A 23,343-nucleotide genomic window follows, 5' to 3' on the forward strand; every position below is an offset into this window, starting at 1 on the left:
CGCGGGGCAGGCGCGGAGCGAGCTGGCCCCAACGACGCGGGGCAGGCGCGGAGCGAGCTGGCCCCAACGACACTGTGTAGTTGATGGGGAACTACGATCGTTGGCGTGGTGAATCGTGTGTATGCCGGATTTTTGCGCTTGGTGGATCGACTACCTCTCCCCTCGCTGAAAACGCAGAAGATCATCGCGTTCATCGTGATCCTGACGCAGGGCGGTATCGCTGTCACCGGTGCGGTGGTTCGCGTGACGGACTCGGGGCTCGGTTGCCCGACGTGGCCGCAGTGCTTCCCCGGTAGCTTTGTCCCGGTCGGCCACGGACAGGTCGCGGTCATTCATCAAGCCGTCGAGTTCGGCAACCGCCTACTCACGTTCCTGGTTGTGATCGTCGCTGCCGCAATCGTGCTCGCGGTGACTCGCGCTCGCCGACGCAAAGAGGTGCTTGTCTACGCCTGGATGATGCCGCTCGGCACTGTCGTTCAGGCAGTGATCGGCGGTATCACCGTCCTCACAGGTCTCCTGTGGTGGACGGTCGCAATCCACCTGGTGGCGTCGATGTTGATGGTCTGGGTTGCCACGGTGATGTACGCGAAGATCGCCGAACCCGACGAGGCAACAACTCTGATCGTGATGCCGAAGCCGCTGCGCTGGCTTACCGTGCTGTCCGGAGTGGCGCTCGCCGGCGTACTGGTCGCCGGAACTCTGGTGACAGGTGCAGGCCCGCACGCGGGCGACAAGGGACTGGAACGCACGGTGCCTCGCCTCGAGGTCGAGATCGTAACACTGGTTCATCTGCACTCGCAGCTGCTGGTCGGATACCTCGCGCTGGTCGTGGGACTGACCTTCGGCCTGTATGCGGTCGGAACGTCAGCGGCCGTGAAGCTCCGCTTGAAGGTTCTCCTGGGACTGATTCTCGCGCAGTCACTCATCGGCGTCGTGCAGTACTTCACCGATGTGCCTGAAGTTCTGGTGATCATGCATGTCGCTGGTGCTGGACTGTGCACGGCTGCGACGGCAGCAGTTTGGGCCGCGGGCAAGACGCGCCAGTTCACGCCGGTCGGCTCGCCGATACCAGCTGTCTGACGCTTGAAGACACGTGTGGGGCGGCAGGAACACCGAAATGTGTTCCTACCGCCCCACACGTCATTTCAGGATTCGTTGCGTGCTTTCGGGAACCGAGTCTGATTGGCAACCCAACCGGCCATCTTCTTGAAGTGGCCTTCCTGCGGGGTGACGATGCTCGTCAGCTCGCGCTCCCACTCGGCAACGGTGACGTTGTCGAAGGATGCGACGACGGCATTGGCCGTGGCGAGGTCCTCGACGACCTGGTCACCGAGGATGCCGTCGGCACCCACGAGAGTGATGCGAACGCCGGCAACGCCGACTGGCTGGATGACGGCGCTGGCGGTTCCGCCGTGCTCGGCGACGAACTTGGTGATGGCATTCACCGTGGACTTCGGCAGTTCCGGCGCGGACGGGGTGGCGTCCGACTTCTCTGTATCGGTGCTCATGACTCGACAATACTGGTCGGTAGCCCGGAAGCGACACCAGGCATGGACTGAGGCTCGGTCGCCGCGGGTGTAGAACAGAAACCATGCGAGCCATCTACGTGACCGAGACCGGCGGACCAGAGGTTCTGACTCTGACCGATCAACCCGAACCGACACCGGGCCCAGGCGATCTACTCGTCCGTACCGAAGCGATCGGCATCAATTTCATCGACACGTACTTCCGAATGGGCCAGTACAAGCGGCCGCTCCCCTACATTCCCGGCGACGAGGGCAGCGGTGTCGTCGAAGCCGTCGGTTCCGATGTCACCGAATTCGCCGTGGGCGACCGTGTCGCGTGGGCCGCGGCCACGAGCAGCTACGCCGAGAAGGTGGCTGTTCCCGCCGCAGTCGCAGTGAAAGTGCCCGACGGTGTCCCGGCATCGGCCGCAGCGTCAGCGCTCCTGCAGGGGATGACGGCGCACTACCTCGCGAAGTCGACGTATCCGATCCAGAGCGGAGACACCGTGCTCGTGCACGCGGGCGCGGGCGGCGTCGGGTTGATCCTGACCCAGATGGCCGTCAGCCTCGGGGCGAAGGTCGTCACGACTGTGTCATCGGATGCGAAGGAAGAACTCTCGCGTGGCGCCGGTGCCTCGGAGGTCTTGCGGTACGACGAGGACATCGCAGCACGCGTTCGGGAGTTCACCGGCGGCGAAGGCGTCGCGGCGGCATACGACGGCGTCGGCGCAACAACTTTTGATTCGAGTTTGGCTTCCGTGCGTATCCGCGGCACCGTCGCATTGTTCGGTGCAGCCAGTGGTCCGGTTCCGCCGGTGGATCCGCAGCGGCTCAATTCGTCGGGCTCGCTGTTCCTGACGCGACCGACGCTCGCTCATCACATTCGCACTCGTGAGGAACTGACCTGGCGTGCCGGCGATGTCTTCGATGACATTGCGGCCGGGAAACTCGATATTCGCGTCGGCGCCGAGTATCCCCTCGCCGATGCGGCAACAGCGCATCGGGATCTGGAAGGTCGAGCAACGACCGGGTCGATCGTTCTGATTCCCTAGCGAAGTGCTGTGCGCCTTTGTTAACCGCCCGCGGTTAATAAAGGCGCACAGCTGAATCAGCTGATTCAGCTGAGCATGTCGCTGATCGTCTGGAGTCCGAGAACCGAGTCGACAGCGAGGCCGACGAAAACGATCGCAAGATAGTTGTTGGACTGCAGGAACAGGCGCAGCGGCTTGACCTGAGCACCGCCACGAACGCTGCGGTACAGCTGATGGGCCATGAGCAGGAACCACGCACCGGCGACGATGGTGATGGCGGCGTAGATGACGCCCGAGGCGGGCACGAGGACAAGCGTCGTGACGACCATTGCCCAGCTGTAGAACAGGATCTGCTTGGTGACGTGCTCTTCGGTGGCGATCACCGGAAGCATCGGGACACCGGCGGCTTTGTAGTCTTCTTTGTACCGCATGGCAAGTGCCCAGGTGTGCGGCGGCGTCCAGAAGAAGATGATCAGGAACAGCACGACGGGCTGCCAGCTCAGCGAACCGGTGACAGCTGCCCAGCCGACGAGCACGGGCATACATCCGGCAGCGCCGCCCCAGATGACGTTCTGCCAGGTACGACGCTTGAGAACCATCGTGTAGATGAGGACGTAGAACGCGATCGTGATCACGACGAGGATGCCGGCGAGGAGGTTGGCTCGCCACCACAGCCACAGGAACGATGCGAGTCCGAGAAGAAGCCCGAAGACGAGCGCGTTACGCGTCGGCACCGCCTCGCGGGCCAGCGGACGCTTCGCCGTGCGCTTCATGACCTTGTCGATGTCGGCGTCGACGACGCAGTTGAGCGAGTTCGCACTCGCCGCGCCCATCCAGCCACCGAAGAGGGTGCTCAGGATCAGAACGATGTCGACTGTTCCGCGATCGGCCAGCAGCATTGCCGGAATGGTTGCCACCAACAGCAATTCGATTACTCGCGGCTTCGTGAGCGCGATATAAGCCAGAACCTTGCCCGTTGCGCGACCCCACACCGTATCGGTATTGGTCGCCCGCGGGGCGGCACCTGGGCTGCCGAAGCCATGTCCGCTCGGCTGTTGCCCTGTCCGCACGTTCTCTCCTTGCACCACGCGTTACCGCACTAACTCTTCACGACACACTGCTGACACTGTTCTCTACTACGAACGATGGTAGACCGCAGCCATTGAGGAACCGAATCGACCCGGGCAGCCAGGACCATTAGGCTGGGTTACGCAGTGGAGGGACACCCCACCCTCGCAATCCACGTACACCATGTCAGGAGACATCTGCCAGTGTCGATCACAGACGAGATCCACGTCCTCACGCAACCCGTCCACCCCTCGGACTGGACCGACCTGGACACCAAGGCTGTCGATACCGCCCGCGTGCTCGCCGCCGACGCGGTTCAGAAGGTCGGCAACGGCCATCCCGGAACTGCAATGAGCTTGGCGCCGTTGGCATACACCCTCTTCCAGCGCGTCATGCGCCACGATCCTTCGGATGCAGAATGGGTCGGCCGTGACCGCTTCGTTCTCTCCTGTGGTCATTCGTCCTTGACGCTGTACACCCAGCTCTACCTGTCGGGCTATGGTCTCGAGCTTGCAGACCTCGAAGCTCTCCGCACGTGGGGCGCACTGACCCCCGGCCACCCCGAGGTCGGCCACACCGTCGGCGTCGAGATGACCACCGGTCCGCTGGGCCAGGGCCTCGCCTCCGCAGTCGGTATGGCGATGGCTGCGCGTCGTGAGCGTGGGCTGTTCGATCCGGAGACCCCGGTCGGCTCCTCCCCCTTCGACCATCACATCTACGTGATCGCGTCCGACGGTGACATCGAAGAAGGCGTCACGTCCGAGGCCTCGTCCCTCGCCGGTGTCCAGGAATTGGGCAACCTCATCGTCTTCTACGACGACAACAAGATTTCCATCGAGCACGACACCACCATCGCTCTCGGCGAAGACGTCGGAAAGCGATACGAGGCCTACGGCTGGCACGTTCAGCACGTCGAAGGTGGCGAGAATGTCTCCGGCATCCTCGACGCGGTTGCCGCAGCCAAGGCCGTCGTCGATCGTCCGTCCATCATCTTGCTCCGCACCATCATCGGTTTCCCGGCGCCGAAGAAGATGAACACCGGCGACGTCCACGGCTCCGCTCTCGGCGCCGACGAAGTTGCAGCGGTCAAGGAAGCCCTCGGCTTCGATCCGGCCAAGTCCTTCGACGTCGACTCCGACGCTCTGGCTCACGCCCGTGAGGTCGTCTCCCGCGGCGCCGACGCACGCAAGGCATGGCAGGTCGAGTTCGACGCGTGGGCCGCACGTGAGACCGAGCGCAAGGAACTCTTCGACCGCCTGTTCGCCGGCGAATTCCCCGCCGGCTGGGCCGACGCTCTCCCGACCTACGAGGCCGACGCCAAGGGCGTTGCGACTCGTAAGGCCTCCGGTTCGGCGCTCAACGCGCTCGGACCGATCCTGCCTGAGCTGTGGGGCGGCTCCGCCGACCTCGCAGGCAGCAACAACACCACCATCAAGGGTGCAGATTCGTTCGGCCCCTTCTCCATCTCCACCAACGACTGGAACGCGCAGCCCTACGGCCGCACGCTCCACTTCGGTATCCGTGAGCACGCGATGGGCTCGATCCTCAACGGCATCGCGCTGCACGGCCCGACCCGCCCGTACGGCGGAACCTTCATGGTCTTCTCCGACTACATGCGTCCGGCGGTTCGCCTGGCCGCACTGATGAAGACGGCCGTCACCTACGTCTGGACCCACGACTCCATCGGTCTCGGCGAAGACGGCCCGACTCACCAGCCGGTCGAGCACCTCGCTGCTCTTCGTGCGATCCCGAACCTCGCCGTCGTTCGCCCGGGTGACGCCAACGAGACCTCGTTCGCATGGCAGGCAGCACTCGAGAACAAGACGGGCCCGACGGCTCTGGCACTCACCCGCCAGGACATCCCGGTTCTCGAAGGCACCAAGGAGAAGGCTGCCGAGGGAGTCAAGCGCGGCGCTTACGTCCTCGTCGACGCAGCCAACGGTTCGCCGGAGGTCATCTTGCTGGCGACCGGTTCCGAACTGCATCTGGCCACCGAGGCTCGCGAGACCCTCGAAGCTCAGGGCGTCGCAACCCGCGTTGTTTCCGTGCCGTGCCTCGACTGGTTCCTCGAGCAGGATCAGGCGTACCGCGACGAAGTCATTCCGCCCGCTGTCCGCGCGCGCGTATCTGTCGAAGCCGGCATCGCGATGCCGTGGTGGCGCATCCTCGGCGACGCCGGTCAGGCCGTCTCGCTCGAGCACTACGGCGCTTCCGCCGATTACAAGACCTTGTTCCGGGAGTTCGGCATCACTGCCGACGCGACTGTAGAAGCCGCGCAGCGCTCCCTCGCAGCTGTGAAGGGATGATCTCGATGACACAGAACGTGAATACCGAAAAGCTCTCCGCTGCAGGCGTTTCCATCTGGCTCGACGACCTCTCGCGAGATCGCATCCAGTCCGGCAACCTGCAGAACCTGATCGACACGAAGTCGATCGTGGGCGTCACGACCAACCCGTCGATCTTCCAGGCAGCACTCTCCAAGGGATCGGCCTACGACGCTCAGGTCCGTGAGCTCGCACAGCGCGGCGCCGATGTCGACGCCACCATCACCGCGGTGACCACCGACGACGTGCGCGCTGCGTGTGACATCCTGGCTCCGCAGTTCGAGGCGTCGAACGGCGTCGACGGCCGCGTGTCCATCGAGGTCGACCCTCGCCTGGCACACGACACCGACGCCACTGTCGCGCAGGCGATCGAGCTGCACAAGATCGTCGATCGCCCGAATGTCCTGATCAAGATCCCCGCGACGCTGGCAGGCATTCCCGCCATCGCCAAGGTGATAGGCGAGGGCATCAGCGTCAACGTCACCTTGATCTTCTCGGTCGAGCGCTACGAAGCAGTCATGGGCGCATACCTCGAAGGTCTGGACACTGCCAAGGCTGCCGGCCGCGACATCTCGTCCATCGAGTCGGTCGCCTCGTTCTTCGTCTCCCGCGTGGATTCCGAGATCGACAACCGCCTCACGGCAATCGGCACGCCGGAAGCGCTCGAGCTTCGCGGCAAGGCTGCACTCGCAAACGCTCGCCTGGCGTACAACGCCTACCAGCAGATCTTCGAGGTCCAGCCACGCTTCCAGGCTCTCCTGGCCGACGGCGCCAAGGCTCAGCGTCCGCTCTGGGCGTCGACCGGCGTGAAGAACCCGGACTACCCCGACACGCTCTACGTCACCGAACTGGTTGCACCCAACACTGTCAACACCATGCCGGAGAAGACGCTCGACGCTCTCGCCGACCACGGTGAGATCACGGGCGACACCATCTCGGGCACCGCCCAGGAGTCACAGGCGGTCTTCGATCAGCTCGCTGCAGTCGGAATCGATCTTGCGGACGTGTTCAAGGTCCTCGAGACCGAAGGCGTCGACAAGTTCGAGGTGTCCTGGAACGAGTTGCTCGACGCAACTGCCGAGCAGCTCCGCGCAGCAACCCAGAAGAGCTGAGCCTGTGAGCGATTCCGCGGCGGCATCAGATTGGGTGAATCCCCTTCGGGACAGCACCGACAAACGGCTTCCGCACATTGCGGGGCCCTGCGCCCTGGTGATTTTCGGTGTTACCGGCGACCTTGCCAGGCGCAAGCTCATGCCCGCCATCTACGACCTCGCCAACCGTGGACTGTTGCCGCCCGGATTCGCTCTGGTCGGGTTCGCCCGGCGTGACTGGACGGACGAGGACTTCACGAACGTCGTCCTCGAAGCAGTCAAGGACGGTGCTCGCACCAAGTTCCGTCAGGACGTGTGGGAGCGGCTCGCCGAAGGCATCCGGTTCGTGGAGGGCAGTTTCGACGAGGCCGAGGCCTTCCAGAACCTGTCCGACACGTTGGCGACGCTCGACAACGAGCGTGGCATCGGCGGCAATCACGGCTTCTACCTCGCGATTCCGCCAAACGCATTCCCTCAGGTCCTCGAACAGCTGTCCGCTTCCGGCCTCGCGCAGGCCGAGGACGGTCAGTGGCGACGCGTTGTCATCGAGAAGCCGTTCGGTCACGACCTCGCGAGCGCCCGCGAACTGAACGCAGTCGTCAACAAGGTGTTCCCCGAGGACACGGTCTTCCGTATCGACCACTATCTCGGCAAGGAAACGGTCCAGAACATCCTGGCTCTGCGCTTCGCGAACCAGTTGTTCGATCCGATCTGGAACGCTCACTACGTCGACCACGTTCAGATCACGATGGCCGAGGACATCGGGCTCGGCGGACGCGCCGGATACTACGACGGCATCGGCGCGGCCCGCGACGTGATCCAGAATCACCTGCTGCAACTGCTCGCGTTCACGGCGATGGAAGAACCCATCAGCTTCGAGCCATTGAACCTGCAGGCGGAGAAGATCAAGGTCCTCTCCGCCACTCGCCTCGCAGAACCCCTCGACGAGACCACCGCCCGCGGCCAGTACGCGGGCGGCTGGCAGGGTGGGCTGCCGGTGGTCGGGCTCCTCGAAGAAGACGGCTTCGCAGCGGACTCCATCACGGAGACCTTTGCCGCCATCACCCTCGAGGTCGACACCCGCCGCTGGGCGGGTGTGCCGTTCTACCTGCGTACCGGCAAACGACTAGGCCGTCGCGTCACCGAGATCGCAGTGGTGTTCAAACGTGCACCGCACCTGCCGTTCGACAAGACGATGACCGAAGACCTCGGCCAGAACGCTCTGGTCATCCGCGTGCAGCCCGACGAGGGCGTCACCATGCGGTTCGGCTCGAAGGTTCCCGGATCGAGCATGGAAGTCCGTGACGTCAACATGGACTTCTCGTACGGTCAGGCTTTCACCGAATCGTCACCGGAGGCGTACGAGCGACTCATTCTCGACGTGTTGCTCGGCGAGCCGTCTCTCTTCCCGGTGAATGCCGAAGTTGAATTATCTTGGGAGATACTCGATCCCGTCCTCGTTCACTGGGCTGCCGGCGGTAAGCCGGAACCCTACGAGGCCGGAACGTGGGGACCACCGTCTGCGGACGAAATGATGCAACGCACCGGACGCGAATGGAGGCGACCCTAGTGATTCTCGATTTGCCGTCCACCACCACGGTCCAGGTCAGCAAGAAACTGGTCGAGGTGCGTAAGACCGGCGGCGCTGTCACCTTGGGGCGAGTGTTGACGCTCGTCGTCTGCACCAGGGACACCGGGAACGCCGAGGAAGCCATCGAGGCCGCCAACGAAGCCAGCCGCGAGCACCCTTGCCGCGTCATCGTGCTTCTGCGTGGTGACGAGCAGAGTGAGCCTCGGCTCGATGCTCAGATCCGTGTCGGCGGCGACGCCGGCGCCTCGGAGGTCGTGGTCCTGCGTCTCTACGGTCCGCTGGCGGATCACGAGAGCAGCGTCGTCATCCCGTTCCTGCTCCCCGACACCCCGGTAGTCGCGTGGTGGCCCCTCGAGGCACCCGAGATTCCGGCGAAGGACCCCGTCGGGAGGCTCGCGATACGGCGCATCACCGATGCCACCGGTGCCCCCGATCCGACGGCCACCATCAAGGGGCGACTCGCGTCGTACACCGCCGGTGATACCGATCTCGCCTGGAGTCGCGTCACCTACTGGCGCGCGCTGCTTGCGTCGGCTCTCGATCAACCGCCGCACGAGAAGATCACCTCCGCAGTGGTCTCCGGTCTCAAAACCGAACCGGCACTGGATATTCTCGCCGGTTGGCTGGCGGCCAAGATCGACGGTCCGGTCATTCGGCGTACGGGTGAGCTGACGGTCGAGTTGAAGCTCGAGACCCGCAGCATTTCCATCAGTCGCCCGCAGGAGGGTACGACTGCGACGTTGATCCGTACCGGTCAGCCCGACGCGCTGGTTTCTCTGGGTCGCCGAGAGACACGCGATTGCCTCGCCGAGGAATTGCGTCGACTCGATCCCGACGAGATCTACGAGGAAGCTCTGGCTGGATTGGAGAAGGTGACCTATGAGTGATGTTGTCGTAGAGAAGTTTTCCGACGCCGGCCAACTGGTCGATGCTGCTGCCGCACGCCTGGTCACGACCATCGTCGAGGCTCAGAAGGCTCGAGGAGTCGCGTCCATCGTTCTGACCGGTGGCGGAACCGGCATTGCACTTCTCGAGAAGTTGCGGAATGCTCCCGGCGACATCGACTGGTCTCAGATCGATCTGTACTGGGGCGACGAGCGGTTCCTGCCGTCCGGCGATCCCGAACGGAACGAAGTGCAGGCACGTGAGGCGCTCCTCGATCATGTATCGGTCGATCCCGACCGGGTACATGCGATGGCCGCGTCCGACGGTATCTACGACGGTGATCCCCACGGTGCGGCGACGGCGTACGAACAACTGCTGGGCGCTCAGGCTCACGGCAATCAGGTTCCGACCTTCGACGTGCACCTGCTCGGCATGGGCGGCGAAGGACACGTCAACTCGTTGTTCCCGCACACCGACGCAGTTCGAGAAGAAGCACGGTTCGTTGTCGCGGTAACGGATTCCCCCAAGCCGCCACCGGTTCGCATCACGCTGACGTTGCCCGCTGTTCGGCGTGCCAAAGAGGTCTGGTTGCTCGTCTCCGGCGCAGCAAAGGCCGAGGCTGTTGCCGAAGCCGTTGGTGGTGCCTCGGCCGAGGACTGGCCGTCCGCCGGAGCCACCGGTTTGGTTGCGACACGTTGGTTCCTCGATACAGACGCTGCCTCGCAGCTTCCGTGATCTGATTTCACAGATCTGATTTTCACACCGGCCGGGAATCGTCTTCGGGCGATTCCCGGACTGGTGGAAGGTCGACAACTTTCTCACTGGGGCGAGTTTCGATTACCCGCCGACTCCGGATCAGATGCGAATTTCCTTTTGACGGAACGGAACTCAATCCCGAGATCCCGTTCCTCCAACTGGCACTCTGCCCGACACAACGATTCATCTCTCCCCCTGTTTCGCTCCCCCGAGCAATTACTACCTTGGACGCCGCGGATCAAGGTTCGGTTCCGCAGATCGCCGTCGCTCTTGAACGAAGCAATCCGGGCGAGAACAATCGAACAATGTCGTGGACACCGAATCCGGACGCTCTTCGCGGGCGAGTAGCTGTTGTTGCCGGGGCGACGAGGGGCGCCGGACGAGGAATCGCCGCAGCCTTGGGCGAGGCGGGTGCAACTGTCATCTGCACTGGTCGGAGCACATCCGCCGGGATACTTCAGTCGGACTACCCGCGCGGCGAGACCATCGAAGAGACTGCGGAACTTGTCACCGCGCTGGGCGGCGTCGGAGTGCCGATTGCTGTCGATCACCTCAAGAGCAAACAAGTGGCTGATCTCGCCGAACGCTTGCGCGCCGACTACGGACATATCGACATCTTGGTCAACGACATCTGGGGCGCAGAGTTGCTCAAGGGTGGGCCCGCGGAGTGGAACACGCCGGTATGGGAACACGATCTGGACAGGGGCTTTCACATCTTGCGCCTGGCGATCGACACCCACATCACCACGTCGCACCACATCCTGCCGCTGATGATCGATCGGCCAGGCGGACTGGTCGCCGAAATAACCGACGGAACTACTGAATACAACGCGTCGAACTATCGCATCTCGGTGTTCTACGACTTGGCAAAAGTTTCCGTGAACCGACTCGCCTTTTCGCAAGGCCACGAATTGGCCCCGTTCGGATGTACTGCCGTCGCCATCACTCCGGGGTTCCTGCGATCGGAGATGATGCTCGACAATTTTGGTGTCCGTGAATCGAATTGGCGTGACGCTTTGTTGCCGAATCGGAATGGTCCAACTGCGCCACCGGATTTCGCACGCTCCGAGTCACCGAGATTTGTCGGACGTGCGATCACGGCCCTCGCCGCCGATCCGAACCGGAAGCGATGGAATCAGCGATCTGTCAGTTCCGGCGAACTCGGAACCGACTACGGGTTCACCGACGCCGACGGGAGCCGACCAGATTTTTGGCGAGCCAACTGAATCCGACTGTGATTAAGATCCGTTCATGGCCGAATTCGCGACGATCGACGAATACATCGCGTCGTTTCCCGCCGACGTGCAACCAGCCCTCGAAAGCATCCGCGAGACGATTCACAACACGGTTCCAGGCCTCGATGAAACCATCAGCTATCAGATGCCGACCATGACGGTGAACGGCAAGAACCTGGTTCATTTCGCAGGCTGGAAACACCACATCTCGATGTACCCACTCCCGGCGGGTGACGCAGAGTTCGAGAAGTCCCTCGACCCGTACCGATCCGCGAAATCAACCGTGAAGTTCCCACTGAACAAACCGATCCCCCTCGATCTCGTGGCTCGGATCGTCGAATTGCTCGCGCAACGCCACTAGCCTCAGTTCCCGTCGGAGCCTCGTGGGAACGTATGGCCGTGCAGAGACAACCCATCCGTCGCATCAAGGCCGGGCCATCGTCGGGAGCTGACGTAGGCAGCTGGCCGATGACGGTGCCTGCGGTCGCGCAGATCGTTCAGTTCGGTCTCGAACTTCCACCAGGTGTCACGATTTTGGTCGGCGAAAACGGAGCCGGTAAGTCGACCGTCATCGAAATCCTCGCCGCCGTTCTCGGGCTCAATGCCGAAGGCGGGTCGACCAATACGCGGCATCAGACCCGATCAAGTGAACCGGGCGGCCTCGACCTTCTGGTCGAACGGAGCCCCGGCGCATCGAAATGGGCGTACTACCTTCGGGACGAAACCTTGCACGGGTTGTACACGTACCTGGAGGACAACCCCAATCCGCGGCACCCTGAACCGCAATATCATCACCTTTCCCATGGAGAAGCGCTGCTCGAGATCTTGTCGTCGAGGACCTCCGACGGCGGGTTCTATCTCATCGACGAGCCCGATGCCGCCCTCTCTTTCCAAGGAACGTTGACGCTCGCCGCGTTGCTCGGTGAGCTGGTGGACTCCGGCGCACAGGCGGTGATCGCGACGCACTCGCCGATCATCGCGGCGCTGCCGAACGCCAACCTGCTCGAGATCGGCGAATGGGGAATCAGAGCCGCAGGATGGGAAGACCTCGATCTCGTCTCGAACTGGCGACGGTTCCTTCACGACCCACAGACGTACCTGCGCCACCTGATCTAACCTGGAACTCCACCCCCAGGAGGCCTCCATGGCATACGACAAAGCGCTAGCTGAGCGTATCCGCGACGCGCTCTCGGGCGAGGACGACGTCGAGGAAGTAAAGATGTTCGGTGGCCTGAGTTTCATGGTCAACGGGAAGCTGGCCGCCAGCGCGAACTCACACGGCAACATCATGGTTCGTTGTGCCCCCGAACGTGTCGACGAGCTGCTGACGCACAAGGGTGCAAGTTGGCCCGAGATGCGGGGTAAACCGATGAGCAAGGGATGGATCGTCGTCGACCGAACCGGGACGAGTTCGAACGTCGAATTCAACGCGTGGATCAAGGAAGCTCTGGACTTCGTTCACTGACAGCTAACGTGCGATGCTCAAGGTGGCTGATGAGACCCTGCTCGCGCAGTATGGCAGCGATCCGCGCCGCCTCCGGAGGGCACAGAGGCGTCCGGCCTACGTCCCGAACGATCGTGGTCATCGGCGGCCGCCTCGAGATCGACGGTTCGCGATATTGAGTGCACCTAGCAGGTCGCGAAGTACAGACCGCGCTGTTGCACTGCGCTGCGGGCAGCCCCACAGTCCCGTGCACACAACGGGGATAAGCAGCAGCGAAATGACTGCTCATGGGATGGCGACGACCGCCGCCAAAGGAAGATGAGGGGCACGTGTAACTCCCGCGGTAGCGCGGGAACGTGACACGAAATTTATACGCGCAGAGCCGATCTCGCTGGGTTACTGATGTCGAGAATCAACCGGCCACCGGTGGGACCGCGAGTGACTTGTGGATGGGTCGCCACCAGGTGACCCGGGGATTCGCCTACCCAAAATAGTCGAGCAGCCCGCGGTCGAACCAGATCCCTTGCTCTTTCGAACCTTCTGCGCAGTAGCAGAACAAGGAATTGGGTCCCGAGCACTCGAAGAGTTGGACCGGAGAGCGGCTCGAACGAGTAGGCGCTCGACAGTCCTTGCCCGCAAAGATCTGCCCGGTCTTGCGCGGGCACGGAAGCGATGAATGAACCGGGGTCCCGTAGCGCTAGCTCGAGATGGTCTATGTCACGACGGCCGCAGCGGGAAACCATAGCCGCCACGATGGACGAGGTCTTTCCCGACAGGGTCGGCAAGCAGAGAACAATAGGACCGATGACACACTGCCCGGGCTGAACCGCAAGAGAACGAAGCTCCTGCTGGAGCTCTAGGGGCACCTCCGCAGGGTCTTCGATCACACGAATCTTCGTGAGGTCGAACCCTGGTGGCATGGTGCAGCGCGACGACTTCCCATCAGCTGAACTGGCCACGTCGAGCATGCACCCCGAAATACGTGGATCCGCCAGATGTTCGCTTATTCCTTTGTCTTTCCTGGGGAACCACAGGGTACTCACTAGTCGAGAAAATAGGCGAGGACCTTCACCTCGGAATCCAAGATCTCTTCCGATGCCACCCCGAGATCGAGTGCGAGCTCGACGGATCCGATGAGGGCGACCTCCACGTCAGGAGAGAAGGCCCGTTCGAGCAACCCGAGGTAGTCGGACATGCTCGTATCGAGCTTCTCGATGAGCTCCCGGTACTCAGCGGCGAGTTGCTCGTCGAGCGCCCGCTGTTCGCCGACGTAATGCGCGATCAGCGCCGCCTCCCGCTGGGAGAGGGAAGACGAAACGGCCTTGTACATGACGATTCCGACGGTGTTGCCGATCACGGCGCCGAGGACAGGCACTGGGATGAGAGCCTGCCCGACGCAGGAGGACAGGGCGCTGATGGCGGTCTCGAGGCAGACGAGCTCCGCGTTCTCGATGAACTCGAGCTCGTCGATCTCGCCACGACGGAGCCTGTTCGCCTGCTCCGCGACGCCGAAAGCCGCGGTGACGATCGAGCTGGCGACAGCGGCGGAGGTGGCGGTGAAGTTCGTAAGCGCGTAGATGCTAAACCCTCGGACACCGCCCTTTGCAACGCCGAAACCGCCTTCGCCCGCGATGTCCGCCCAGTCCTCGCCAGTGAAATCTCTGAGCTGCGTGCCAGCACAGCGTTTCTCGACCACGGCCAGCGCCAAGGCGGTCCCGCCCTCGATCGCGGCGCCCGCAAGCGTGGCCTTCGCGCCCTCCCTCAGGGTCGGCCGGCCTTCCCGGTAGGCATCGCCGCGCAGGGACTGGTCGGTGGAGCGGAGGGAACCCTCCTCCGTCATGAGCGTCGCGTCATAAGCGCCCCTCTGCACTTCGGAGTACTCCAGGTGCGAGGGTTCGAGGGACTCGATGCTGACAGATCCCTCCGCGAAGAAGGCTTGGATCCGGTTCCAGTCCTTGAGCGATGGGCCGTCACCGCCGAGCGTCAGGAGCTTGCCAGCATCCTCGCGTGGCATGGCGTGCAGCTTCCGGATCACCTCGAAGTGGTCGCGGGGAATCTGGTATTTTCCACCGCTTTCGACGAAGTCGGGATACTTCTCGAGATGGTCCGCGATCGCGCCGAGTCCGAAGCGGCCGCCGGCCGCGACGAACTTCTGCTGAATCTCCACGCCGCCGCGCATCAAGTCCACGGGACCGTTGTCATTGACCCACTGATAGACAGGGCCGTTACCGAGGATCTGGCTCCGAGCGTTGCCGACGCCCACCTCAGCGACCTCAGCGATGAAGCCGTGCATGCCCTTGACTCCGCCGCGATTAGCGGCAACCACCTCGAGGTCGATTCTCCTCGTCGCGTCGTGAAGACTGGCGAGCGCGTCCTCGAGGTTCACGTCCTGCCGATTGAGGGCGCGCAGCAGGTTGTCCAGCCGGAGCTGGTTGAGGTAGTTCACCCAGGCGGCGACAGCCTGTTCCTGGTTGCTCTTCCCTAGTGCTGCCGCATCACTCGTCAGTGTTGTCGCGTCACTCGTCATCGGGGTCCTGCTCAATTCGCTTGCCCAGCAAGGCCGCGCCTGCCTTTGTGTTGTTCACCAGCGCGGCGAGCTGGGACTGCTGCGGCGCAGACAACGCCCGGAAGTCGGCGCCGAAGTACCCCAGCGCTTCGCCGTAGCTCTGCAGGAGCAGCTCACGAAGAGAGGCAGTGCGCCGGAGGAGGTCATCGATCTGAGCGTCCATGCCCTTGACGAGCGCAGTGTTCTGCTTCACCGCGGTCAACGCCTCCTGTTTCGCCACGCGGTTCTCGAACTTATTCTTCGCGAACAGCCCGATTGATGCGAGGAGGGTGGCCCCCGCGACCGTCCAGCCGACGGGGCCGGCGAGAGCGAGCAAAGCGCCACCTGCCGCAGTGCCTCCGCCTCCGGCCGCGATGGCTCCTCCTCCGAGCCAGGCCAGAGCAGCCTTGGTCGCGACCGCTCCGGAGAGAGTGGAGATCGCGGTGCCGGTCGATGCGGTGCCGAAGGTGGTGGCAACCCACAACGCAGCTGACGGCGCCATGCTCGCGACCGCGGCACCCGCGGTGAACCCAGCGCCTGCGCCGGCAGCCGACTTTCGCGCGGCTTCGAGGTCCTTGCGTGCGAACTCCTCCGCCGCCAGGAACTCGGTCTTATGGACGTCGATCTCGTCGAAGTCGGTCTCGAACGACTTCGGGGTGTGAGCGACGCTGTTCACCAGCAACCCGACGAGCTCGATCAGGTCCGTCGAGCGCTCGCGCTGGCGTAGGAGAGAAAGGCCCTTGTCGTTCATCGAAGTGAACGCGCCGTTGTACTGGGCTATGGCCTCCTCGTAGGGGTCTGGCTTCTTCGTGGTCAGCTTCCCGCCGGTACCTACGGCGACGTCCTCGAGGTCGCTGGTCTGCTCGATCAGCTGCTTTGAGCTATTCCGCGCGAACTTGCCGAAGCTGCCGACAGCTTTGTCAAAGCCCTGTTTGGCCTTGTCCATCCTGAGCGGTTCAACCATCGAGGTCTCCGAACTCCCTTGTTGTGTTACTGGCAACAGGACAGTATCGGACACACCCGACAAAGTGGACGCACCGGTTGGTTTCGAAGTGACTGGCTACGCCATGATTCCCCCAACTAATGCCATCGCTCTGCGGCCGCCCCTTAGCGGCGATGGGCCACCTGCGACAGCCGGGCCGCCCCGCGTCCCAGACGGACCGGCCTTCTGCCTTCATTGCGGAAGTTCTTCTCTTTGTCCCGTCTACGACTCGGCGACGCGCACAAATTGACCGTTTGATAGTAAACGCCTCGATGGCGCGGGCACGCTGCCCATCATCGAACTCGCTCGACTGGCCGCGGCGTTTCAGCAGCCGAGGCCAAACGGCCCTCCTGGACCACAGGTTGAAATTCTTGTAGATCGCGTTCCAGTTCCGCCTACTGCCGGGTCGGGCAATTTCGGTCGATTCGGCAAAAGTGAACTGGGCGGCCCTTAGACTCCGGAAAAGCATTGGATTGGGCGCCTCGACGCCGCGGAGGAAAGGTGGTCCGTCGCGTGACGTTCACACCCAATCAGCCGGATCATCAACGCGCCTTCGGGTTTCAGCCGCCGACGACCCGCGCAATTCCCTCCCTCATGCCCGACCGTTTCGGACCGAATCTCGTCGGATCGTTGTGGGCGTGCGCCGGGATCGTCGCCGGCAGCCTCGGCCCGTGGACGTCGTCTTCCGCCCTCGACCACAGTGGTATCGACGAATGCGGGGCGGTCACTCTCCTCCTCGCGATGTGCGCGGTCGCCGCACTGATCGCGATCATGGTCCGCGACGTCACCCCCGAGATGAAAAATCACTGCACCGGGCCGCTGGTGGGAATCGCTGTCTTGATCGTTGCCGTCGGAAACGCCGCGACCATCGTGGGACGTAGTACCGAGGTCGCCGGGCCCACCACCGGGCCTTCCATCGGGTGGGGACTGTGGGTGGTCATCGTGTCCGCAGTGATCCTGTGCATCGCGTCATCGACCGTCGCGCACCTGATCAGGTTCCAGGCGGCAATGATCACAAGGTCTTGATCAGACCACCGTCGATCACGAAATCCGCGCCCGTCACGTTCCCCGCTCGATCGCTGGCGAGGAACAACACCAGGTCGGCAACCTCTTCGGGGAAAGTGAACCGCCCCGTCTCGGCGCCGACCGCGGCACTTTCGACGATGTCGTCGGCGGCTGATCCACTCGCCTTCGCCAATGTCGAGGCCACTCCGTGCTTGCCTAGCCACAACTCCGTTTGCACCGGCCCCGGACTGACGGTGTTGACGCGGATCCCTTTCCCGCCCAACTCTTTCGACAACGACTTCGAGAAGTTGGTCAGCGCTGCTTTGGCGGCGCTGTAGTCGATCACCATGGGGTCGGGCAGGAAGGCGTTGACCGAACTGATCGTCACGATGCTCCCGCCGCCTCGGCGGATCAACTCCGGTATCGCAGCGCGAACCGTGCGCACAGCCGACAAGAACGTCAGATTGAACGACGACGCCCACTCTTCGTCTGTGATACTTGCGACACCACTGGTTCTCGGGGTGACGGCACCGACGTTGTTGACCAGGATGTCCACGCCGCCCCTGCCTGCTGCGACCTCGAGCAGTCGAGTTGAGCCTTCGGCACTCGCCAAATCGACGGCAACAAACGTGATACCGCCTCCGGACTGCAGCGATTCGAGTTCCGGTGAGAGCGTCCGAGAGCCGGCGACAACATGGACGCCCTCGGCTGCCAACGCCCGCGTCACAGCCAGTCCGATGCCTTTTCCTGCGCCGGTGACCACCGCCGTTCGCCCGTCCAATTGCAGATCCACTGCGGTCCCCGTTCGGTCCTGTGCGCAGCGGGAGGTGTGCGTGCGACAGCCTTAGAGTCGCCGCACGCACACCGCGATAAACCTGCCGGCCTTATCCGCTGTCACACCTAGCCACTGTTGCGAAGCGCAGTGGCCAGGCCGTTCATCGTCAGTTGGATGCCCCGACGCACTTGATCGCTCTCGTCGCCGGAACGATATCGACGGATCAGCTCGACCTGTAGATGGTTGAGAGGTTCGAGGTACGGGAACCGGTTGTGGACCGAACGCTCGAGGCCCGAGTTGTCGGCGAAGAGGTTCTCGTTTCCCGTGATTGCCTTGTACATGCGAATTGTGCGTTCGTGCTCGTCGGTGATCATTCCGAAGACTCGATCGCGTAGTTCGGCGTCGGGTACGAGGTCCGCGTAGCGGGCCGCCAAACCGAGATCCGACTTCGACATCACCATGGCCATGTTCGAGAGCACGGTTCGGAAAAACGGCCACTTCTCGTACAGGGCCGTCAACGTGGCAAGCCGACTGTCGTCTCCGTCGATCCATCGTTCGAACGCGGCGCCGGTGCCGTACCAACCCGGAAGCATCACGCGAGACTGACTCCACGAGAGCACCCAGGGAATTGCACGCAGGTCGGAGATCGCCTTGGTCTGCTTGCGAGAGGCCGGGCGAGAGCCTATGTTGAGTGCCCCGATCTCGGCGACCGGTGTGGACGCTTCGAAGTACTGCACGAATCCTGGTGTGTCGTGCACCAGTTCGCTGTACGCGGTGCGGGCGAGGGCAGCAAGCTCGTCCAATACCGCGTAGGCCGCATCAGCGTCGCTGCCGAGACCTTCGACGTCGAGCAACGTCGACTCGATAGTCGCGGCGATGAGTGTTTCGAGGTTGCGATGCGCCAGCCGCGGTTCGGCGTACTTAGCGGCAATCACCTCACCCTGCTCGGTGATCCTCAGAGAACCGGCGACTGCACCGGGAGGCTGAGCCAGAATCGCTTCATAGCTCGGTCCGCCGCCACGTCCGACCGTTCCGCCGCGGCCGTGGAAGAGCCTCAGTCTGATTCCGCTCTTACGCGCGGCATCGACGAGGTCGAGCTCGGCACGGTACAGCGCCCAGTTGGCAGCTAGATAGCCGCCGTCCTTGTTGGAATCGGAGTACCCGAGCATCACTTCCTGACTGTCACCGCGGGAACGGACGATCGCACGGTAGATCGGGATGTCGAGCGTCGCCAGCAGTGTGTCGGCGCCGCCCTGCAGATCCTCGATCGTCTCGAACAAAGGAACGATGCCGATCGGGCAGGAGGGTTCGCTACCGACGCCCGGATCGAGCACCCCGACCTCTTTGAGCAGCACTGCGGCTTCGAGCATGTCACTGACCGAAGTACACATGCTGATGATGTAGTTAGGTACCGCGCCCGCTCCGAGAACGCGAACTGCCTTGGCGCCTGCCGCCATGATGGCCAGTTCCTTGGTGGTCAATTCACTGAACTCGGCGTCCGGCGAAGTCAGCGGTCGCCTCGTGGTCAGCTCGGCCGACAACAATTCCACTCGCTCGGCTTCCGGCAACGACGCGTAGTCCGTGTGAACTCCGGCCCACGCCAGAAGTTCTGCGACGACGCCTTCGTGTACCTCGGAGTTCTGCCGCATGTCCAGACCGGACAGATGAAAGCCGAACACCTCCACCGCTTCTCGGAGCCTATCGAGTCGATCGTCGGCAATGGTCTCGTCGCCGAAACGACGCAGTGAGGTGTCGATGATTCCGAGATCCCGCTGCAGTTGTGCCGGATCGGTGTACGCCTCCAGACCGTCATCGGAACCGTGAGCCGGCAACTCCCCCAGCACCGACAGCGCGGTGGCGCTCAATCGCCCACGGATACCGCGAATCGCACGACGGTACGGCTCGTCAGCCCGGAATGCCGAATCGTCGCCGGAAGTGGACGCCAGCAGATCGAGTTCGGGCGTGACGGACACCAACCGCGCCGACATCGACAGTTCACGCTCGAGATGTTCGAGTTCCTCGAGATGATGCTCGAGAGCAGTTGCCGCAGCGCGCGAAGTCGCGCGCTGGACGATTTCACCGGTCACATACGGATTGCCGTCCCGGTCACCGCCGATCCACGAACCCGGCCTCAGGATCGGTTCCGGCAGGAGACCGGCTTCCGGCCAACGCGCGCGCAGAGCCTTGCGGACCTCCGCATTGATCTTCGGAATCACCTCGAACAACGCCGCGTCGTAGTAGCGCAGGCCCACCTCGATTTCGTCCTGGATACGCAGGCGACTGAGCCGGATCAGAGCCGTCTGCCACAGGGTCAGGATCTGACGGCGTAATTGCAGATCGACGTCAGCGGTTTCTGCGACGCTCAGCGCCGTGCGCTCGCGGTATCGCATTAATTCTGTGATCCGACTCTGCGTCTCGAACACCGTGCGGCGACGAGTCTCCGTCGGGTGAGCGGTGATGACGGGCGAGACCAGAGCGCCCCGCAACGCTTCTTCGACGGTGGCCGAGTCGATATCGGCCGCATCGAGTTTGGTGTACGTGGCCGCGAGAGTGCTGTCTCGGGGCGGTTCACCCGCATTGACGTGGATGGCCCGTCGACGCTCGCGGTGGATGTCCTCGGCCAGGTTGGCGAGCAGCGCGAAGTGACTGAACGCACGGATGACGGGAATGGCGTCGTCGGTACTGATCTCGGCGAACAGTGACACCAGTTCTGCGCGGTCGATCTCCGACCGACGGACTCGGAACGATTCGACCCGTGCTCGTTCGACAAGATCGAAAACATTGTCGCCGGCTTGCTCTCGCACTATTTGTCCGAGTATTCCGCCGAGAAGCCGGATGTCTTCGCGCAGCGGCTCGGTGGCCTCTCGCGGTGTTTCTCGATGCGACGCGGTTTCAGTCATCACACAATTATCGACCGAAACAAAGAACCCCGCTCGATAGGCGGGGTTCCGTGTCTGAAATTCGTGGGTGAAGAATTACCGACTGTACGAGCCGACAATCAGGCGAACTTGATCTCCAGGCCGATGCCGACGATCGAGATGAGCCAGATCAACGCGGTGAAGACCGTCAACCGGTCGAGGTTCTTCTCGACAACAGTCGATCCGGACAGGCTGGACTGGACACCGCCACCGAACAGACTCGACAAACCGCCGCCCTTACCGCGGTGCAAGAGCACCAAGGCGATGAGGAGCAAGCTGGTGACGACCAGCAGGATATCCAGGAACAGTTTCATGTCTGTCTACGTCCACCAATCCAATAGGGACAACTACAACCGATAACACCATACAGGCGCGCACAGATAGCCTGACCACATACCCGCCTTGCACACACCTCTGCACCCGGCCAGGCACGACTCTTGGTCAGTGGCATCGATCACACTGTCGAGATACCGATTCAGTAGTTTTTCAGTTGACGCGACTCTACCTCCGAAAGGCCCGCTCCATGCTTTCCGACACTGCCCTGCCCGACACTGCCCTACCCGACACGCCACGTCTGGCTTCGATTCACAACTTCCGCGATGTGGCCGGTCCCGGGTACGTCACGACCAGCGGACAGGCGATGAGCCGCGGAGTCTTCTACCGTGCAAACGTACTGACGCCCTCGCCCGAGGATCTTGCAATCGTGGAATCGCTGGGGCTGACCGCCGTCTATGACGTGCGCTCCGAAACCGAGGCGAACGAAACTCCCGACATCGTGCCGGCGCCGGCGATGTACGCCCACATTCCCATCCTGTCCGGAAACATCCACGCCGAAGCGATGGCTCTCCGAACAGCGGACGCTGCAACAGCTTTCATGCAGAACATCAATCGCAGCTTTGTCGCAGACCCCGTCACTCGGAACGGATTTTCGCAGTTGTTCGCCGCCCTGGCGACCACCGAGGGGCCGCAACTCTTCCACTGCACGGCGGGCAAGGACCGAACAGGTTGGGCGGCAGCACTACTGCAGACACTCGCTGGTGTACCGCGCGAAACGATCACGGCGGACTACCTGCTCACGAACACGTACTCGGCCGAGTACATCGATGCAACAGTCGCGAAGATCGCCGCTGCCACAGATGCAGACAAGGGCGAGGTGATCCGGTTGCTGCTTTCCGTCGACGCGAGTTACCTGGGCGCTGCCTTCGAGCAGGTCGAGCACCACTACGGGACCGTCGAGAACTATCTGACCGCCGGGTTGGAGCTTGCTCCCGAACTCGTCGGCGCTCTGGAAACCAAACTGGTGAGCTGACTCGCGAACAAAAAACTGCGGGTGTGTGACCTACTCGGTCACACACCCGCAGTCTTAGTCTCGAGCAGTTTCAGCTCACTACCCGATCATCACGGGAGTGGACCGCCTGCAGCGATCGCAGACAGTGTCGCGAACTCGTCAGCCTTGAGTGACGCGCCGCCGACAAGAGCGCCGTCGACGTCGGTCTGGCCGACGATCTCTCCGACGTTCTTCGAGCTGACGCTACCGCCGTACAGAACGCGAACGCCGGCCGCGACCTCGGCGTCGGCAAGTTCGGCCACTGTTGCTCGTACCGCAGCACACACTTCCTGTGCATCGGCGGCAGAAGCGACACGGCCGGTGCCGATGGCCCAAACAGGTTCGTACGCGATGACGATCTTGGAGATCTCCTCCGCGCTCAGGCCCGCCAACGAACCCTTGAGCTGTTCGACGTTGTAGGCGACATGCTCGCCCGCTTCGCGGATCTCGAGGCCTTCGCCGATGCACACGATCGGCGTGAGGCCGTTCTTGAGAGCAGCCTTCGTCTTCGCGAGGACGGTCTCGTTGGTCTCACCGTGAAGGGTGCGACGCTCGGAGTGACCGACCACGACGAAGGTGCAACCGAGCTTGGCCAGCATGGAGCCGCTGATCTCGCCCGTGAACGCACCCGAGTCATGAGCCGAGACATCTTGCGCGCCGTACGTGAGGAGGAGCTTGTCGCCCTCGATCAGCGTCTGGACGCTTCGGATGTCGGTGAACGGCGGGATGACCGTGACGTCCACTTTGTCGAAGTACTTCGCAGGCAAGGAGAAAGCGATCTTCTGCACCAGGGCGATAGCCTCGAGGTGGTTCAGATTCATCTTCCAGTTGCCGGCGATCAACGGCTTACGTGCCATGTCG

At 62.8% G+C, this 23,343-nt stretch carries 21 protein-coding genes; 13 read left to right on the forward strand and 8 right to left on the reverse strand.

The features are described 5' to 3' along the window. Window positions 1-105 precede the first annotated feature (105 nt). Window positions 106-1,080 carry a COX15/CtaA family protein gene (locus ACSW29_RS21560; RefSeq protein ID WP_448278259.1) on the forward strand — a complete coding sequence of 325 codons (975 nt, stop codon included), beginning with the start codon at window positions 106-108 and terminating at the stop codon, window positions 1,078-1,080. A 65-nt stretch (window positions 1,081-1,145) separates the two neighbouring features. Here ACSW29_RS21560 and ACSW29_RS21565 read toward each other — a convergent pair whose 3' ends face one another. Next, window positions 1,146-1,508, reverse strand: coding sequence for a hypothetical protein (locus ACSW29_RS21565; protein WP_230815574.1), 363 nt, complete (start codon window positions 1,506-1,508; stop codon window positions 1,146-1,148). 83 nt (window positions 1,509-1,591) lie between these two features. Here ACSW29_RS21565 and ACSW29_RS21570 point away from each other — a divergent pair, with 83 nt between their 5' ends. Continuing rightward, window positions 1,592-2,557: a quinone oxidoreductase family protein gene (locus tag ACSW29_RS21570; RefSeq protein ID WP_317827989.1), complete on the forward strand. Its 966-nt coding sequence runs from the start codon at window positions 1,592-1,594 to the stop codon at window positions 2,555-2,557. A 65-nt stretch (window positions 2,558-2,622) separates the two neighbouring features. Here the strand turns inward: ACSW29_RS21570 and ACSW29_RS21575 are convergent, their stop codons facing one another. Continuing rightward, window positions 2,623-3,606 (reverse strand): heme o synthase, encoded by a 984-nt coding sequence (locus tag ACSW29_RS21575; RefSeq protein ID WP_003944994.1) that lies wholly within the window; start codon window positions 3,604-3,606, stop codon window positions 2,623-2,625. A gap of 201 nt (window positions 3,607-3,807) precedes the next feature. Here ACSW29_RS21575 and tkt point away from each other — a divergent pair, with 201 nt between their 5' ends. From tkt to ACSW29_RS21620, 9 genes are all read left to right on the forward strand, one after another. Further along, entirely contained in the window at window positions 3,808-5,910 is a 2,103-nt protein-coding gene (tkt, locus tag ACSW29_RS21580; RefSeq protein WP_317827988.1) for a transketolase, read from the forward strand. A 5-nt stretch (window positions 5,911-5,915) separates the two neighbouring features. Next, the gene (gene tal, locus ACSW29_RS21585; RefSeq protein ID WP_039972890.1) at window positions 5,916-7,040 is read left to right on the forward strand and encodes a transaldolase; all 1,125 of its coding nucleotides are present in this window, start codon (window positions 5,916-5,918) and stop codon (window positions 7,038-7,040) included. A gap of 4 nt (window positions 7,041-7,044) precedes the next feature. Beyond that, window positions 7,045-8,589 (forward strand): glucose-6-phosphate dehydrogenase, encoded by a 1,545-nt coding sequence (zwf, locus tag ACSW29_RS21590; protein WP_448278260.1) that lies wholly within the window; start codon window positions 7,045-7,047, stop codon window positions 8,587-8,589. After that, on the forward strand, window positions 8,589-9,497 hold the full coding sequence (gene opcA, locus ACSW29_RS21595; protein ID WP_095970270.1) for a glucose-6-phosphate dehydrogenase assembly protein OpcA: 909 nt from the start codon (window positions 8,589-8,591) through the stop codon (window positions 9,495-9,497). Before zwf ends, opcA begins: the two co-directional genes overlap by 1 nt. After that, window positions 9,490-10,230 carry a 6-phosphogluconolactonase gene (gene pgl, locus ACSW29_RS21600; RefSeq protein WP_448278261.1) on the forward strand — a complete coding sequence of 247 codons (741 nt, stop codon included), beginning with the start codon at window positions 9,490-9,492 and terminating at the stop codon, window positions 10,228-10,230. The genes opcA and pgl overlap by 8 nt, the downstream gene beginning before the upstream one ends. A gap of 326 nt (window positions 10,231-10,556) precedes the next feature. After that, window positions 10,557-11,477, forward strand: coding sequence for an SDR family oxidoreductase (locus tag ACSW29_RS21605; protein WP_448278262.1), 921 nt, complete (start codon window positions 10,557-10,559; stop codon window positions 11,475-11,477). 25 nt (window positions 11,478-11,502) lie between these two features. Continuing rightward, on the forward strand, window positions 11,503-11,847 hold the full coding sequence (locus ACSW29_RS21610; RefSeq protein WP_448278263.1) for an iron chaperone: 345 nt from the start codon (window positions 11,503-11,505) through the stop codon (window positions 11,845-11,847). Window positions 11,848-11,879: 32 nt separating this feature from the next. After that, window positions 11,880-12,602, forward strand: a complete 723-nt coding sequence (locus ACSW29_RS21615; protein WP_230815566.1) for an AAA family ATPase — start codon at window positions 11,880-11,882, stop codon at window positions 12,600-12,602. 28 nt (window positions 12,603-12,630) lie between these two features. Further along, window positions 12,631-12,951 (forward strand): TfoX/Sxy family protein, encoded by a 321-nt coding sequence (locus ACSW29_RS21620; protein WP_448278264.1) that lies wholly within the window; start codon window positions 12,631-12,633, stop codon window positions 12,949-12,951. A 1,021-nt stretch (window positions 12,952-13,972) separates the two neighbouring features. Here the strand turns inward: ACSW29_RS21620 and ACSW29_RS21625 are convergent. Next, on the reverse strand, window positions 13,973-15,376 hold the full coding sequence (locus tag ACSW29_RS21625; RefSeq protein WP_448278265.1) for a hypothetical protein: 1,404 nt from the start codon (window positions 15,374-15,376) through the stop codon (window positions 13,973-13,975). Between the two features lie 70 nt (window positions 15,377-15,446). Continuing rightward, window positions 15,447-16,439: a hypothetical protein gene (locus ACSW29_RS21630; protein ID WP_448278266.1), complete on the reverse strand. Its 993-nt coding sequence runs from the start codon at window positions 16,437-16,439 to the stop codon at window positions 15,447-15,449. A gap of 531 nt (window positions 16,440-16,970) precedes the next feature. On the opposite strand from ACSW29_RS21630, the gene ACSW29_RS21635 reads away from it, so the two are divergent. After that, complete coding sequence (locus ACSW29_RS21635) at window positions 16,971-17,483, forward strand: hypothetical protein (RefSeq protein ID WP_347872720.1); 513 nt, start codon at window positions 16,971-16,973, stop codon at window positions 17,481-17,483. Here ACSW29_RS21635 and ACSW29_RS21640 read toward each other — a convergent pair. From ACSW29_RS21640 to secG, 3 genes are all read right to left on the reverse strand, one after another. Continuing rightward, complete coding sequence (locus tag ACSW29_RS21640; protein ID WP_448278267.1) at window positions 17,470-18,255, reverse strand: oxidoreductase; 786 nt, start codon at window positions 18,253-18,255, stop codon at window positions 17,470-17,472. The genes ACSW29_RS21635 and ACSW29_RS21640 overlap by 14 nt on opposite strands. Before the next feature lie 107 nt (window positions 18,256-18,362). Beyond that, entirely contained in the window at window positions 18,363-21,137 is a 2,775-nt protein-coding gene (gene ppc / locus ACSW29_RS21645) for a phosphoenolpyruvate carboxylase (protein WP_448278268.1), read from the reverse strand. Between the two features lie 98 nt (window positions 21,138-21,235). Beyond that, window positions 21,236-21,469: a preprotein translocase subunit SecG gene (secG, locus tag ACSW29_RS21650; RefSeq protein ID WP_095970190.1), complete on the reverse strand. Its 234-nt coding sequence runs from the start codon at window positions 21,467-21,469 to the stop codon at window positions 21,236-21,238. 209 nt (window positions 21,470-21,678) lie between these two features. On the opposite strand from secG, the gene ACSW29_RS21655 reads away from it, so the two are divergent. Further along, window positions 21,679-22,464, forward strand: a complete 786-nt coding sequence (locus ACSW29_RS21655) for a tyrosine-protein phosphatase (RefSeq protein ID WP_448278269.1) — start codon at window positions 21,679-21,681, stop codon at window positions 22,462-22,464. Window positions 22,465-22,553: 89 nt separating this feature from the next. On the opposite strand, the gene tpiA is transcribed toward ACSW29_RS21655, so the two are convergent. Continuing rightward, on the reverse strand, window positions 22,554-23,339 hold the full coding sequence (tpiA, locus tag ACSW29_RS21660) for a triose-phosphate isomerase (RefSeq protein ID WP_042919821.1): 786 nt from the start codon (window positions 23,337-23,339) through the stop codon (window positions 22,554-22,556). Window positions 23,340-23,343: the final 4 nt, after the last annotated feature.

It is taken from the genome of Rhodococcus sp. GB-02, from assembly GCF_053470465.1.